Source organism: Streptomyces sp. NPDC052107 (genome assembly GCF_040680215.1).
Taxonomy (GTDB): Bacteria; Actinomycetota; Actinomycetes; order Streptomycetales; family Streptomycetaceae; genus Streptomyces.
The window spans coordinates 1-15858 of the sequence record NZ_JBFAWG010000047.1 but is presented as its reverse complement, the minus strand read 5'-3'; the positions used below and the strand labels follow the sequence as shown (position 1 = coordinate 15858).

At 74.3% G+C, this 15858-nt stretch carries 6 protein-coding genes; 4 read left to right on the top strand and 2 right to left on the bottom strand.

Going from position 1 to position 15858, the window contains the following annotated elements; translation table 11 throughout:
- The first annotated feature begins 148 nt into the window (after positions 1-148).
- Positions 149-886, top strand: a complete 738-nt coding sequence (locus tag AB0M27_RS32690) for a TetR/AcrR family transcriptional regulator (RefSeq protein ID WP_356316751.1) — start codon at positions 149-151, stop codon at positions 884-886.
- A gap of 14 nt (positions 887-900) precedes the next feature.
- On the opposite strand, the gene AB0M27_RS32685 is transcribed toward AB0M27_RS32690, so the two are convergent.
- On the bottom strand, positions 901-2472 hold the full coding sequence (locus AB0M27_RS32685) for an AMP-binding protein (RefSeq protein WP_365727131.1): 1572 nt from the start codon (positions 2470-2472) through the stop codon (positions 901-903).
- Positions 2473-2561: 89 nt separating this feature from the next.
- On the opposite strand from AB0M27_RS32685, the gene AB0M27_RS32680 reads away from it, so the two are divergent.
- Positions 2562-2807 carry an acyl carrier protein gene (locus AB0M27_RS32680; protein ID WP_365727129.1) on the top strand — a complete coding sequence of 82 codons (246 nt, stop codon included), beginning with the start codon at positions 2562-2564 and terminating at the stop codon, positions 2805-2807.
- A gap of 38 nt (positions 2808-2845) precedes the next feature.
- Here AB0M27_RS32680 and AB0M27_RS32675 read toward each other — a convergent pair whose 3' ends face one another.
- Entirely contained in the window at positions 2846-3802 is a 957-nt protein-coding gene (locus tag AB0M27_RS32675; RefSeq protein WP_365727128.1) for an ACP S-malonyltransferase, read from the bottom strand.
- A 250-nt stretch (positions 3803-4052) separates the two neighbouring features.
- Between AB0M27_RS32675 and AB0M27_RS32670 the strand changes: the two genes are divergently transcribed.
- Together AB0M27_RS32670 and AB0M27_RS32665 are read left to right on the top strand one after the other, a co-directional pair.
- Positions 4053-5657, top strand: a complete 1605-nt coding sequence (locus AB0M27_RS32670; protein WP_365727126.1) for an AMP-binding protein — start codon at positions 4053-4055, stop codon at positions 5655-5657.
- Between the two features lie 473 nt (positions 5658-6130).
- On the top strand, positions 6131-15858 hold a 9728-nt coding region (locus tag AB0M27_RS32665; RefSeq protein ID WP_365727124.1), incomplete at its 3' end, for an SDR family NAD(P)-dependent oxidoreductase.

Below are 15858 nucleotides of genomic sequence, written 5' to 3'. Positions count from 1 at the left end.
ACGCGTGGTCGGACGAGGACGGTAACTGTGTATGCCGTACTCACTTGTGTAAGCTATACGCAGAACGGCGGGGTGGTCAATCGCTCCGTGCTCGACGACTGGAGTGTCTGTGTCGAAACAGGACAGAGCCGATGACTTCTCGAGGACGTTGGAGCTCCTCTGGGGCGGACAGGAGCGCTCGGCTCGCGGGCCGAAGCCGGCGCTCTCCGTCGAGCGCATCGTGGAATGCGCGATCGACATCGCCGACCGCGAGGGCTTCTCGGCGGTCTCGATGCAACGCGTGGCCGGTGAGCTCGGCTTCAGCACGATGTCGCTGTACCGCTACCTGCCCGGGAAGAACGAGCTGGTCAGCCTCATGATCGACGCCGCCCTCGGCGACCCGCCGGTGCTCGAGGACTCCGTCGGCGACTGGCGCGCCAAGCTCGAGGTCTGGGCACACTGCTATCTGATGGTCCTCAACGACCACCCGTGGGCCGTCCTGGCGGCAACGTTCGGCCGGGCCATGGGCCCGAACGAACTCGGTTGGCTGGAATCCGCGGTGTCCGCCCTGCGCGACACGGCCCTGAGCGGCAGCGAGAAGACCGACGCCGTCGTGGCCGTCAACGGACACGTGCGCAGCTGGGTCCAGTACGCCGGAAACGCCCCCTCCGGCCACACCTCCAGCCTGTCCAACGAACAGTGGGGCAGCGCCATCGCCGAACTGGTCCGCAAGCACGGCGACCGCTACCCGGCGCTGCTCGATGCCATGTCCTCGGGCGCCTTCGACCCCGCTGACGACAACGGCCCGGCCTTCGGCCTGCGCGTCGTCCTCGACGGCATCGGCGTCCGCATCGCCGAACGCCAGGCGATGAGGGACCGCGAGCGTCCCGCGGCCCCCCACTCCTGAGTCCCGGAAACCGGCTACGGGCCCGACTCCTCCGCTCCGGGCGGCAGTTGGGCCCGCCGGGCCAGTTCCCTGCGGTCGGTCTTCCGGTTCGAGTTGAGCGGGAACGACTCGACGTGCCGGAACTCGCGCGGCAGCGCGCCGCTCGGCAGCAGGCTCCGCAGATGCTTCAGCAGGCTCGCCGCGGGAACGCGCTCCCCGGTGTAGAAGACCACCAGCTCCAACGAGGTGTCGGCCGGCCGCGCCACCGCCACCGCGTCGGTCACCCCCGGACAGGAGCGCGCCGCGTTGTCGACCTCCGCCAGCTCGACGCGCAGCCCCTTGAGCTGCACCTGCGAGTCCAGCCGGCCCACATAGCTGTACTGGTCGGCGGTGCGCACGACCCGGTCGCCGGTCCGGTACCAGGTGCGTCCGTCCTCGACGAAGAACCGCCCCTCGCCGTCCGCCGGATCCAGATACCCGGGGGTCAACTGCGGGCCGCTCACGCACAGTTCACCGCTGTGCCGGCTCTCCTGGCCGTCGTCGTCCAGCAGCCGGGCCAGATGCCCCTCGTGGACGGCGCCGATCGGGACGACCCCGTTGACCGCGAGTTCACCGGAGATCTGCGCCGACCACCGGTGCGCACTGATCGTGATGGTCAGCTCGGTGGGGCCGTAGAGGTTCTCGATGATGCTGTGGTCCGCCGCCCGGTGCCAGTCCTCGACATCCCCGCACTTGAGCGCCTCGCCGGCGAAGAAGCTCCAGCGCAGGCCCGACAGGGAGCCGGGCGTCAGCCTGCCGGTGCGCCGCACCAGGGATATGGCGCTCGGCGTAGAGAACCACACGGTGATCCTCCGCTCGCGCACGAACGCCGGCAGATCCAGATAGGCGGTCGGCGGCACCGGGTGCACACAGGCGCCCGCCCCCCAGGCGCAGAACAGGTCGAAGGCGGTGCAGTCGAAGTTCAGCTCGACGGTCTGCGCGAAGCCGTCGCCCACCCCGAAGTCGTAGCGCGCGTCCACCACCGCGAAATAGTGCAGGAGATTGGCGTGGGTCAGCGGCACCCCCTTCGGCCGTCCCGTGGAGCCCGACGTGAACAGCACATAGGCCACGTCGTCGGGAGCGACCCTGGCGGGTTCCACGAGGGCGTCCGCCGGCTCCAGCGGCAGCAGCCCGCCGAACGGTCCGTCGTCCGCGCCGGATCCCGGCCGGTCCGGACACAGCACCGGCAGGCCGAGTCCCGTCTCGGCCACCGTGAGCAGGCCGTCCGGATCGGCGATCACCGCGTCCACCCGCGCCGCCCGCAGCATCTGCCCGATCTGCTCGGCCGGCCACCCCACGTGCAGCGGCACCGCGGCGGCGCCCGTGTAGAGCGCCGCGAGCAGCCCGGCGTAACCGGTGAGGTTCTTCCCGGCGAGCACGGCGACACGGCGCGGGCGGCCGGCCAGGCGCCGGGTGAGCGTGCCCGCCCAGCGCAACGCGGTGTCGTGGAGTTCGCCGTACGTGTACCGCTCCTCGGCGCCCAGGCAGAGGGCGGGCTGGTCGTGGGCGGCGCGCAGTCCCTCCAGGAATCGGTGGTGCACCCCGACGTCCGACACCGGCTCCGTCATCGTGGCCTCCTGCCAGGGTTAGGGGTTGTTGTCATGCGCGGGGCGCCCTTAGGTTGACGCCGAGTTCGCCGAGCAGGAAGGGCCCGACCGTGTGGGATTCCGAGTTCGAGCAGCTGCTGCGCCGGCACACCCCGTTCATGGGGCCGGACGAGCCGCTCACCGAAGACGTTTCGCTGAAGGACCTGGGACTGGACTCCATGGCCACCGTCGAGCTGCTGGCCGCCCTCGAATCCGCCTACGGGGTGCGGTTCAGCAACGACGCCATGAGCATGGAGCGCTTCTCCACACCGGCACTGCTCTGGCAGACCCTCACCGAGGTGCGGGCGTCGCAGTAGGCCCCGCGCGGGGGCGCCCGCCGTCGCGGCCGGCGCCTTCATCCGGTGCCCGCCGGCAGCCTCCGGGCCGGCGGAACCAGGGCGCGCCGGGGTGTCAGCGTCGTCACCACGAAGTTGTCGGTGCTGCACCGCACCCGCCCCCACAGGCTGTCCTGGCCGGCGACGACCAGCTCGCGCACACCGCGCTCCCGCAGCGTGGCCACCACGCTCGGCCAGCGCACCGGCGCGGTGATCCCGTCCAGGACCATCTCCCGCACCTGCCCGGCCGTGTGCACCGCGCCGCCGTCGTGGTCGTCGACCATGGGCAGCACCGGGTCGGAGAACTCCAGCCGCGCGAACACCTCCGCGGCCACCTCCTCGCGCAGCGCGGCGAAGGACGGTGAGTGCATGGGCGGGCGCATGGTGGCCAGCGGCAGCCCGCCGCGCGCCCGCATCTGCTCCACCAGCCACGGCAGGCGGCGCTCGCGCACCGAGACGATCGCGAAGTCGGTGTCGACGTAGCAGGCAACGTCGTGCCACTCGCCGTCCGCGCGCAGCTGCGCCAGCACCTCGGCCAGCTCCTCCTCCGGCAGCCGGGCGCACGACTGCGAGACCGTGTCGCTGTAGTGCTCGGCGAAGTAACGGTCGACGCGGTCGCCCCAGCCGGCGGTCATCCGCACCGCGTCGGCGAAGCCGACCGCGCCCGCGTAGGCCGCGGCCGGCATGCCGCCGAAGCTCGGCCCCACCACGACGTCGGGCCGCAGCTCGGACCGCAGTTCGGCGTCCCGGGCCAGCGCCAGACAGCCCACGAGGAAGGACACCCGGGAACTCGCGGTGAACCGCCCGTCCTCCTCCTTGTACCGGTCGAGCAGGTGATAACCGAGTATGTCACTCGCTTCCGCGACCAGCGCCCTGGCCGATTTACTGAGCATCAGGAATTTGGCCAGATCGGCATATGGGGTGGCGCTGATTCCGGGAAAGACAATCGCGGTGCTGCTCGTTTCGCTGATTTCCATGCGCCCTCCGAAGTGGCCGATTCGCAGCGTGTGCACGTCCTTGCAGCTGCTCGCAGGTGTGGTCCTGCCGAGTCTCCTGTCGGGCGTTCGGGCGCAGAACCCCTAGCGTCCCCTAAGCCCCCCAGGCCCGCTGGGAAACGGGCGTGAAGGTACTGTGTCGGTGGCCGGGATTGATTAGCGTCGGGCGCCGGAACGGTGCCGTGGAAATTCCCTGCGGACACCGCAATGCAGTCCGCCGACAGGAGAACCCGTGACGCTCCAGCCTCCGCGATCGGTCCGCTTCGCCTGTGCGACCGACGAGAACGACAATCTGCGCGGCTACCTGCTGGCCGCTGCCGCCACCACCCCCGACGCCCCGGCGCTGGTCGAACGCGCGCCCGACGGCGGCCTGCGCACCTGGAGCTACGCCGCACTCGAAGACCTCGTGGACGGGTACGTCGACACCCTGGACGGGCTCGGCCTCGACGTCGGCGAGCGGGTCGTCGTGCAGTCCCACCACTGCTCGTCGGCCCTCGCCGTGCTGCTGGCCTGCGCGACTCTCGGGCTGCCGTTCATCCCCGTGGCCCCGGACATGCCGGACGAGCGCCTGGCCCTGATCCTCGACAGCGCACGGCCGGCACTGTTCCTCCAGTACGGCGACGGCACCCGCGACCACCTGCCCGGCACAACCGGCACCGGCCGGTTCGGCGACGACGGGCTGCGCGTCGAGCGGGCGCCGCACACCCGGCCCCGCGTCCGCGCCGGAGTGACCCCCACCGACCCCGTCTACATCATCTTCACGTCCGGAACGACCGGCCGCCCCAAGGGCGTGGTGATGACCCACCGGGGTGTCGTGTCGTTCCTGCGCGGCGTACGGCGGCTCGGCTTCGTCGCGCCCGGCGACCGGGTCGCCACCACCTCCCCCCTGCAGTTCGACTTCTCCCTCGTCGACACCGGCATGGCCCTGGGCTGCGGCGCGACGCTCGTACCGGTGCCGCGGGACGAACTCGCCTGGCCCCGCCGCTTCCTGGAGTTCCTGTCCGAGGCCGAGGTCAGCCAGGTGCACGGCGTCCCGTCCATCTGGCGGCCCGTGCTGCGCACCGCGGCCGACGAACTGGCCGCCATGGACACACTGCGGCGCGTCGTCTACTCCGGTGAGGACTTCCCCCTGCCGGAGCTGCGCCGGCTGTCCGAACTGCTGCCCAAGGCCCAGATCGTCAACGGATACGGCGCGACCGAGTCGATGGCCGCCTCCCTCACCGCGTTGCCCAACCCGATTCCCGACACCCTTCAGCGGCCGTCCATCGGCTGGGCCCACCCCGGTGCGGAGATGACCCTGATCGACGAGGCCGGCCGTCCGGTCACCGAACCCGGGGTGACGGGGGAGATCCACCTGCGCAGCCCGGCGCTGTTCAGCGGCTACTGGAACGACCCCGAGGCGACGGCCGCCGCACTCGTCCCCGACCCCTTCGACCCCTCCTCCGGGCAGCTCGTCTTCCGCACCGGGGACCTCGCCTACCGCGGCCCGGAGGGCGAACTGTACTTCTGCGGCCGCGCCGACTCCCAGGTCCAGGTGCGGGGCAACCGGGTGGAACTCGGCGAGATCGAACGACGGATGCAGCGACATGACGGCGTCGCTTCGGCGGTGGTCGCCCTGGACCGGGACTCCGGGCCCGAACCGGTACTGACGGCTTTCCTCGTCCGCAGGCACGGAGCCGCCAGCGAGAGCGCGACCGCGGCCGCCGTACGCGCCTTCTGCGCCGAGACGCTGCCCGCGTACATGCTTCCGCATCAGATCCACTTCGTCGACGACATCCCCCTCACCACCAACGGCAAGGCCGACCGGCGCGCTTTGCTGGCGCGTGTCAGGGGGTGAGGCCGGGGGGTGACGCCGGGGGGGAGTCGGCCGCCGCGCCCTGGGGGCGGGGCGGCGGGACTCGCGGAGGCGCGGGACCCGTGGATCTGCGGACCCGCCGCGCTCCGGGGCTGCGGGACCGGTCCGCTGGATCTGCGAGGCTGTCTGCCGGAGTTGCCGGCGGCCTTCCGGATCGTGGGGCCCGTCCGTATGGTCTGGGGCCCGCAGGACCGTAGCCACCAGTCGGCTGAAACCCCCGTCTTCTCCCCGCCGTTACGGCGGCCGGACCCCCAGGTCCGCGCCGGCCGCAGGTCCCTGAGGTGGGGCCGTCGGCCGCCAGGTCGGCTCATGTCGTAGCCCCGTCCGCGACTCGGTCCATAGGGGGCGTCGCCCCATTCGCAGGGGTGGGGCGGATACCCGCCGAAAGCTACCGTCGATGGCCGAGACGCACCTGTCTTCCCGTAGGAACTCCGAGGTGACCAGGTGATAGCCCAGTGATCCCCGCCGACGACGCCGGTACCGACGCCGAGCGCGGTGCCGCCGAAGAGCAGCCGACCTTGCCGACGAGTGCGGAACTCACCCGCTCGCTGACCCGGCTGCTGCGCGAGCAGCTCCACGACATCCGGCTCCGGACGGACCCGGACGCCGACGGCGAGATCGACCTGGAGCGGCCCTTCCGCGACCTCGGGCTCGACTCCCTGGGGCTGGTCGAACTCCACGCGCGGCTCGTCGCGCAGACCGGGCTCGACCTGCCCGTCACTGTCGGCTTCGAGTACCCGCGACCCGCCCTGCTGGCGCGCTATCTGAAGGCGCGGCTCCTCGGGACGCCCGAGGAGGCCCCGGAACCGGAGCCGGCCGCGTCCTTCGACGACGAGCCGATCGCCGTCGTCGGCATCGGCTGCCGCTACCCCGGCGGCATCGGCTCGCCCGAGGACCTGTGGCGCGTGGTCTCCGCCGGCGAACACGTCCTGGCGGAGTTCCCCGACGACCGCGGCTGGGACCTGGACGGCCTGTTCGACCCCGACCCGGACGCGCCCCGCACCAGCTACGTCCGGCACGGCGGATTCCTGTCCGACGCGGGCCACTTCGACGCGGAGTTCTTCGGCATCGGCCCGAAGGAAGCCGTGGCCATGGACCCGCAGCAGCGCCTGGTGCTGGAGACCGCCTGGGAAGCGCTGGAGCGGGCCGGCGTCGACCCGAGCACCCTGCACGGCAGCCGCTCCGGCGTGTTCATCGGCGTCGAACCGCACGAGTACGGGCCGCGCACCCACGAGGCGCCCGACGGGGTCGACGCACACCTGCTGCTCGGCAACCTGCCCAGCGTCGTCTCCGGACGCGTCGCCTACACCCTCGGCCTGGAAGGGCCGACCCTGACCGTCGACACCGCCTGCTCCGGATCGCTGACCGCGCTGCACCTGGCCGTGCAGTCGCTGCGCCGCGGAGAGTGCGCACTGGCGCTGGCCGGCGGCGTCGCCGTCATCTCCAGCCCGGGGACGTTCACCACGTTCAGCCGGCAGCGGGGCCTCGCCGCCGACGGCCGCTGCAAGGCGTTCGCGGCCGAGGCCGACGGCACCGCGTTCGCCGAGGGCGCCGGCATGCTCGTACTCGAACGGCTCGACGACGCGCTGAAGGCGGGACACCCGGTCGTCGCCGTCGTACGCGGCTCCGCCATCAACCAGGACGGTGCCAGCAACGGACTCACCGCACCCAGTGGACAGGCCCAGAAGAAGGTCATCCGGCAGGCCCTGGCCGATGCCGGGCTCACCGGCGCCCAGGTCGACGCCGTCGAGGCGCACGGCACCGGCACCCGGCTCGGCGACCCGATCGAGGCCCGGGCGATCCTCGAGACCTACGGCCGGGACCACTCGGCCGAGGACCCGCTGTGGCTGGGCTCGGTCAAGTCCAACATCGGGCACACCGGCGCCGCGGCGGGCGTCGCGGGCGTGGTCAAGATGGCGATGGCCATGCGGCACGGCGTCCTGCCCGCCACCCTGCACGCCGACAACCCGACACCGCACGTGGACTGGTCGTCCGGCGCGGTGCGGCTGGCCACCCGGCCCGGGCCGTGGGAGCAGCGCGAGGACCGGCCGCGCCGGGCCGGAGTGTCCTCCTTCGGCGCCAGCGGCACCAACGCCCACGTCATCCTGGAGGAGCCGCCCGCGCTGCCCGCCGAGCCGCCGCGCCCGCCGGCCGCCGGTTCGGTGCCGCTGCTGCTGAGCGGCAGGAGCGAGGCGGCACTGCGAGCCCAGGCGGCCCGGCTGGCCGACTGGCTGGCCGAGCGGCCCGCCGACCAGACCGGCCTCGCCGACGTGGGCTTCTCCCTCGTCACCACCCGCGCCGCCCTCGACCACCGCGCGGCGGTCCTCGCCGGCGACACCGACCAGGCCCGCGCCCGCCTGGCCGAGCTCGCCGCGGGCCAGGCACCCACCGGCCGCGTCGCCGACGGTCCGCTCGCCGTGCTGTTCACCGGCCAGGGCTCCCAGCGGCTGGACATGGGCCGCCAACTCCACCGCCGTTTCCCGCTCTTCGCGCACCACTTCGACGTCGTCGCCGACCACGTCGACCTCCTGCTCGACCGGCCGCTCACCGACGTGGTGTTCGCGGCGGAGGGCTCCGAGGCGGCGCGGCTGCTGGACACCACCGAATACGCGCAGCCCGCGCTGTTCGCCCTGGAGGTCGCCCTCTACCGGCTCCTCGAATCGTGGGGGATACGCCCCGACTTCCTCGCCGGGCACTCCGTCGGCGAACTCGCCGCCGCGCACGTCTGCGGCGCGCTCTCCCTGCCCGACGCGGTCATGCTGACCGTCGCCCGCGGCCGGCTGATGCAGGAACTCCCGCCGGGCGGCGCCATGGCCGCCGTGGCCGCGACCGAGGAGGAGGTACTGCCGCTGCTCGGCGCCACGGTGTCCCTCGCCGCCGTCAACGGCCCGGCGTCGCTGGTGGTCTCCGGAGCCGAGGACGAAGTCGCCCGGATCGAACGGCACTTCGCCGAGCAGGGCCGCCGGACCCGGCGCCTGCGGGTGTCGCACGCGTTCCACTCGCCGCTGATGGAACCGATGCTGGAGGAGTTCCGGCGCGTCGCCGAGGCCGTGACGTACGCCGAGCCCGAGATACCCCTCGTCTCCACGATGACCGGCGAGCGGGTGGTCCCGGACGCCGACTACTGGGTGGAGCACGTGCGCCGCACGGTCCGCTTCGCCGACGCCGTACGCCACCTGCACGCCGAGGGCGTCACCACGTACCTGGAGGTCGGCCCCGACGGCGTCCTCACCGCACTGACCCCGGCCTGCCTGCCCGAGGACGCGGCGGACGTCGTCGCCCTGGCCACCCTGCACGCCGGGCGCGACGAGGAGAGCGAACTGCTCGGCGCGTTCGGCGCGGCCTGGGTGCGCGGTGCCGCGGTGAGCGGCGCCGGCCTGTTCCCCGGCGCCCGGGCGGTGCCCCTGCCCACCTACGCCTTCCAGCGCCGCCGCTACTGGCTCACCACCCAGGCCGCGCCCGACGTCGCGGGCGCCGGGCTCACCCCGCTGACCCACCCGCTGCTCACCGCCCAGATCTCGCTGGCCGACGGCGAGGGCACCCTGCTCACCGGGGTGCTGTCGACCCGGACGCAGCGCTGGCTCACCGACCACGTCATCGCCGGGGACCCGATCCTGCCCAGCACCGGGTGGCTGGAGATCGTCCTGCGGGCCGGACGGGCCGTCGACTGCCCCCGGGTGGACGAACTACTGGTCCAGGCACCGCTGCCACTGCCCGCCGACGCGACCGTCCCGGTGCAGGTCCGGCTCGCCCCGCCCGGCCCGGACGGGCGGCGCGAGGTGCGCGTGGCCTGCCTCGACGCCGCCACCGAGACCTGGGTCACGCACGCCCGCGCCACGGTGTCCGCCGCACCCGCCGACCCGCCCACGCATGCGGAGGCCTGGCCGCCGCCCGGCGCCCAGCCCATCGGCCTCGACTCCTTCTACGAAGACCGCGCCGCGGCCGGATACGGTTTCGGGCCCGCCTTCCGCAATCTGCGCGCGGCCTGGCGGCTGGGCGAGACGGTCCTCGCCGAGGTGGCGCTCGACGACACGGCACGTTCCGGCGCCGACGCCTTCCTCGTCCACCCCGCCCTTCTGGACTCCGCGTTCCACGCCGCCGACTTCCTGCCCCGGCCCGACGAGGGCGGCACCCGCATCCCCTTCTCCCTCGACGGCGTCACCGTGCACGCACCGGGCGCCACCGCGCTGCGCGTCCGGCTGGAGCGCGACGCGGCCGGGCTGCACGCCGAACTCACCGACGGCACCGGGAGCCCCGTCGCCACCGTCGAGACCGTCGTCGAACGGCCCCTGCACACCGCGCGCCCCACCCGCCCGCTCCACCAGGTCCGCTGGGAGCCGGTCACCGAGGCGGCGGCCGGCAGACCGCGACTGGCCCTGCTGGACAGCCCCGCCCTGCCGCTGCCCGGCGACCACCACCCGGACCTCGCCGCACTGCGGGCCGCGCTCGCCGCGGGCGCCGCCGCCCCGGACGCCGTCGTCGTCCACGTCACCGCCGACACGAGCGGCACGGCGGCGGCCGCCCGGGCCGCGGCCACCCGTGTCCTCGGCCTGCTGCAGCAGGCCCTCGTCACCGAATCGTCCACCCTGCGCTGGGTGTTCGTGACCGAACGGGCCGTCGCCTCCGGGGCCGGCGACCCGGCCGGGCTGGCCGCCGCACCCGTGTGGGGCCTGGTGCGCGCCGCGCAGGCCGAACACCCGGGACGGTTCGCCCTCGTCGACACCGAACCCGGCACCACCGCCGAGCGGTTGCTGGCCGCGCTGGCCCTCGCCACCGACCCCGAGCGGGGCGAGGACCAGCTGGCCGTCCGCGACGGCGAGCTCACGGCGGCCCGGCTCGCGCGGCTGACGGAAGCCGACCCCGAGGCCGACGCCGAACCCCGGGCGCCCTGGACCGCGGGGACTGTGCTCATCACCGGCGGCACCGGCGGCCTGGGCCGCCGCGTGGCCCGCCACCTGGTGACCCGGCACGCGGTGCGCTCGCTGCTGCTGACCAGCCGGTCCGGGGAACGCGCGCCCGGAGCGGCCGAGTTCGCCGACGAGCTGCGGGCGGCCGGCGCGCAGGTGCGCATCGAGGCCTGCGACGTCGCCGACCGCGAGGCCGTGGCCCGGCTGCTCGACGGAATCGACCCCGGCACACCGCTGACCGGCGTCGTCCACACGGCCGGTGTCGTGGCCGACGGAGCGGTCACCACCCTGACCGCGGACGACATGGACACCGTGTTCGCCGCCAAGGCCGACGGCGCCTGGCACCTGCACGAGCTGACCCGCGACGCCGGTCTGAGCGCCTTCGTGCTGTTCTCCTCCGCCGCCGCCACCATGGACGCCGGCGGCCAGTCCAACTACGCCGCCGCCAACGCCTTCCTGGACCGCCTGGCCGAACACCGCCACGCCCTCGGCCTGCCCGCCACCTCCCTGGCCTGGGCGCTGTGGGCCGGCCAGGAGGGCATGGGCGGCCGCCTCGACGAGGTCACCCTGCGCCGCTCGCAGCGCTCCGGGGTGCGGGCGCTGACCCCCGAGCAGAGCCTCGCCCTGTTCGACGAGGCCCTCACCCGCGACACGCCGGTCGTGCTGCCCATCGACCTGGACCTGCCCGCCCTGCGGGCCCGCACCGGCCCGCTGCCTTCCGTGCTCGGCTCCCTGGTGCCCAGGCGACGGCGGACCAGCGCGCCGGGCAGCGCCGCCGCGGGCGGCGAACTGGCCCGCCGCCTGGCCGCGCTGCCCGAGCGGGACCGCCGCGGCCAGGTCCTCGACCTGGTCACCGGGCACGCGGCCGCCGTCCTCGGGCACGAGCACAGCAGCGCCGTCGACCCGCGCCGCCCGTTCAGCGAGACCGGCTTCGACTCGCTCGGCGCCATCGAACTGCGCAACGCGCTCGGCACGGCGACCGGACTGCGCCTGCCGTCCTCCCTGATCTTCGACTACCCGACGCCGACGGCTCTCGCCGACCACATACTGGCCCTGCTCGCCCCGGCGGCCCCGGCTAACTCACCGCAGTCCGGGTCCGGCCCGCTCACCGACGACGACCCGATCGCCATCGTCGGCATGGCCTGCCGCTACCCCGGCGGAGTCACCACTCCCGAGGAGCTGTGGCACCTCGTCGCCCACGGCGTCGACGGCATCTCGCCGTTCCCGGTGAACCGCGGCTGGGACACGGCCGAGCTGTACGACCCGGAGGTGGGCCGCACCGGCAAGACCTACGTCCGCGAGGGCGGCTTCCTGCACGACGCGGCCGACTTCGACGCCGAGTTCTTCGGGATCAGCCCCCGTGAGGCCGTCGCCGTCGACCCGCAGCAGCGGCTGCTGCTGGAGACGTCCTGGGAAGCGATCGAACGGGCCGGCATCGACCCCGGCACGCTGCACGGCAGCCGCACCGGCGTCTTCGCCGGCGTCATGTACCACGACTGGGCGAGCCGTCTGCGGGACGTCCCCGACGACCTGCTGCCCTACCTCACCAACGGCAGCTCCGCCAGCGTCGCCTCCGGCCGGGTCGCCTACCTCCTCGGTCTGGAGGGCCCCGCCGTCTCCGTCGACACCGCCTGCTCCTCCTCGCTGGTCGCCCTGCACTGGGCGATGCAGGCGCTGCGCCGCGGCGAGTGCACCCTCGCCCTGGCCGGCGGCGTCACCGTGATGGCGACGCCGGAGACCTTCACCGACTTCAGCCTGCAGCGCGGCCTGGCCGCCGACGGCCGCTGCAAGTCCTACGCCGACGCCGCCGACGGCACCGGCTGGGGCGAGGGCGCCGGCACGCTGCTGCTGGAGCGGCTCTCCGACGCCCGCCGCAACAACCATCCGGTGCTCGCCGTGGTCCGCGGTTCCGCCGTCAACCAGGACGGCGCCTCCAACGGCCTGACCGCGCCCAACGGGCCGTCCCAGCAGCGCGTCATCCAGCAGGCCCTGGCCTCGGCCGGGCTCACCCCCGCCGACGTCGACGCCGTCGAGGGGCACGGCACCGGCACCCGCCTCGGCGACCCCATCGAGGCACAGGCCCTGCTCGCCACCTACGGCCAGGACCGCCCCGGCGAGCCCCTCTACCTGGGCTCCATCAAGTCCAACATCGGGCACGCCCAGGCCGCCGCCGGTGTCGCCGGCGTGATGAAGATGGTCCTCGCCCTGCGCGCCGGACTGCTGCCCGCCACCCTCCACGTCGACGCCCCCTCCACCCAGGTCGACTGGAGCGCGGGCCGGGTGGAGCTGCTGACCGGGCCGCGCCCCTGGCCGCGCACCGGGCGCCCCCGCCGCGCCGCCGTCTCCTCCTTCGGTGTCAGCGGCACCAACGCCCACGTCATCCTCGAAGCCGTGGACCCGGCCCCGGCCAGGCCCGTGGACCAGACCGTCTCCGGTCCCGTCTGCTGGCCGCTGTCCGGACACACCGAGCAGGCCCTGCGCGAGCAGGCGGCCCGGCTGCACGCCGCGCTCGACGGCGACGACACCGTCGTACCGGCCGCCGTCGCCCGCAAGCTCGCCCTCGGCCGCACCGCCCACCCCTACCGGGCAGCCGCCGTCGGCACCGACCCCGCCGAACTGCTGGCGGCCCTGCGGGAGATCGCCGACGGCCGCGCCGCGCTCACCGGCAAGGCCGGCCCCGGCCGCACCGCGTGGCTGTTCACCGGGCAGGGCGCGCAGTGGGCCGGAATGGGCCGCGGCCTGCACGCCCACTGCGCGCCCTTCCGCCAGGCCTTCGACGAGGCCTGCGCCGCACTGGACCGGCACCTGGACACACCGCTGCGCGACATCCTGTGGGACGACAGCAACAGCGGCGCCCTCGACCGCACGGAGTGGACACAGCCCGCGCTGTTCGCCTTCCAGGTCGGCCTGGCCAGAGCGCTCGGCCACTGGGGTCTGCGCCCCGACGCCGTACTCGGCCACTCCATCGGAGCCCTGGCCGCCGCGCACGTCGCCGGGGTGCTGGACCTGGACCCGGCCGCCCGCCTGGTGGCCGCACGAGCCCGCCTCATGCAGGCCCTGCCCCCCGGGGGCATGCTCGCCCTCAACACCGGTGAGGAACACGCCGAGCGGCTGATCGCGGACCTCGGCCTGGACGTCGCCGCGGTCAACTCGCCCACCTCCGTGGTGGTGTCCGGGCCCGTGCCCGCCCTGACCGAAGCCGCCGAGCGGGCCGAGGCACAGGGCGTGCGGCACAAGCGGCTGACCGTCTCACACGCCTTCCACTCGCGGATGACGGAGCCGATGCTCGCCGACTTCGCCGAGGTCGCCGCCGGCCTCGACTACCGCGAACCGGAACTGACCTTCGTCTCCGACGTCACCGGGCGCCCGGCCGGCCCCGGCGAACTCACCGACCCGGACCACTGGGTGGAGCACGTACGCCGCGCCGTGCGCTTCGCCGACGGCGTCACCGCCCTGCACGAGGCGGGCATCACGCGCTTCGTCGAGGTGGGCCCGGACGCCACGCTCACCGCACTGGCCCGGGAGACAGTCGCCCACACCGACGGCACCGTCTTCATCCCCGTCCAGCGCGCCCGCCGCGACGAGGCCACCGAGCTCCAGACCGCCCTCGCCGCCGCGTTCACCGCGGGCATCGAACCCGACTGGGCCGCGGTCCTGAAGGACGCGCCGGACGACCCCGAACTCGTCCTGCCCAGCTACGCCTTCCAGCGCCGCCGGTTCTGGATCGACGCCGGCAGCGCCACGGGCGACGTCGGCGGCGCCGGCCTGGACACGGTCACACACCCCCTGCTCACCGCCGCGGTGCCCGTGCCCGACACCGGCTCCACCGTCCTGACCGGCCGCCTCGGCACCGGACGCCACCCCTGGCTCACGGACCACGCCGTCCACGGCGTCACCTTGCTGCCCGGCACCGGGTTCGTCGAACTCGCCCTCGCCGCCGGCCGGGAGACCGACACGCCCACCGTCGAGGAACTCACCCTGGAGGCGCCGCTGATCGTGCCCGCCGACGGCTCGGTCACGATCCACGTCACCGTCGGTGAACCCGACGGCGACGGAGTCCGCCCCGTCACCGTGCACTCACGCACCGACGGCTCGGCCACCTGGACCCGGCACGCCACGGGCTCGCTGAGCGCGGCACCGCAGCCACCCGCCGCGCGCCCGGCCGCCTGGCCGCCGCCCGGCGCGGCCGCCCTCGACGTCACCGACGCCTACGCCCGGCTCACCGAACAGGGCTACGACTACGGCCCGCTGTTCCAGGGGCTGCGCGCCGCCTGGACGGACGGCGAGAACCTGTACGCGGACGTGGCGCTGCCGGAGTCCGCCGGTGACGCCGGACACTACCGGCTGCACCCGGCCCTGCTCGACGCCGCCCTGCACGTCGAATCACTCGGCGGCACCGAACCCGGCGAGACACTCATCCCCTTCGCGTGGGAGGGCGTCCGCGTGCACCGCCCGGGCGCCGCCGCGGTCCGCGTCCACCTGCACCGCGCCGCCGGCGCGGAACACAGCTCCCTCACCCTCCACGACGCCGACGGCGAACCCGTCGCCGAGGTACGCAGCGTGCGCGGCCGCCCGGTCAGCGAACAGCAGCTCGCCGAGGCCCGGCGCAGCCCCCTCCACCGCGTCGACTGGAAGCCGCTGGAGGTCCCCGCCGACGCGGACGGCTGGGCCCTGGTCGGCCCGCCCGAGGCCGGATTCGGGTTCACCACGCCCGTCGCCGCCGACGTGGCGTCACTCGCCGGCGCACCCGGAACCCCGCCCGCTCTGGTGCTGCTGAGCTGCCCGGCGCACGGAACCGGTCTAACGGACGGAGACGGAGCCGGGACGCCGGACACGGGCGACGCGGGTCTGCCGGACGCGGTGCACGCCGTGACCGCCCGAGTCCTCGACGCCGTCCAGCAGTTCCTCGCCGACCCCGCATTCGCCGACAGCCGCCTGGTCGCCGTCACCAGCGGACTCGCCTCGGCGGCGGTCGCCGGCCTGGTGCGGTCCGCGGAAGCCGAGCACCCGGGGCGTTTCGGCCTCGTCGACGTGGACACCGACCCCGCCTCACACGCCGCGATCCCCGCCGCGGCGGCCTGCGGCGAGTTCGAGGTACGCGTCCGCCGCGGGCACTGCTCCGTACCCCGCCTGCTTCCGGTCACCGAACCCGTGTCGCAGGTGCGTGAGCTGGATCCGGAGGGCACCGTCCTGATCACCGGCGGCACCGGCGGCCTCGGCGCCCTCCTCGCCCGCCACCTGGTCGCCCGCCACGGCGCCCGCCACCTCCTGCTCGC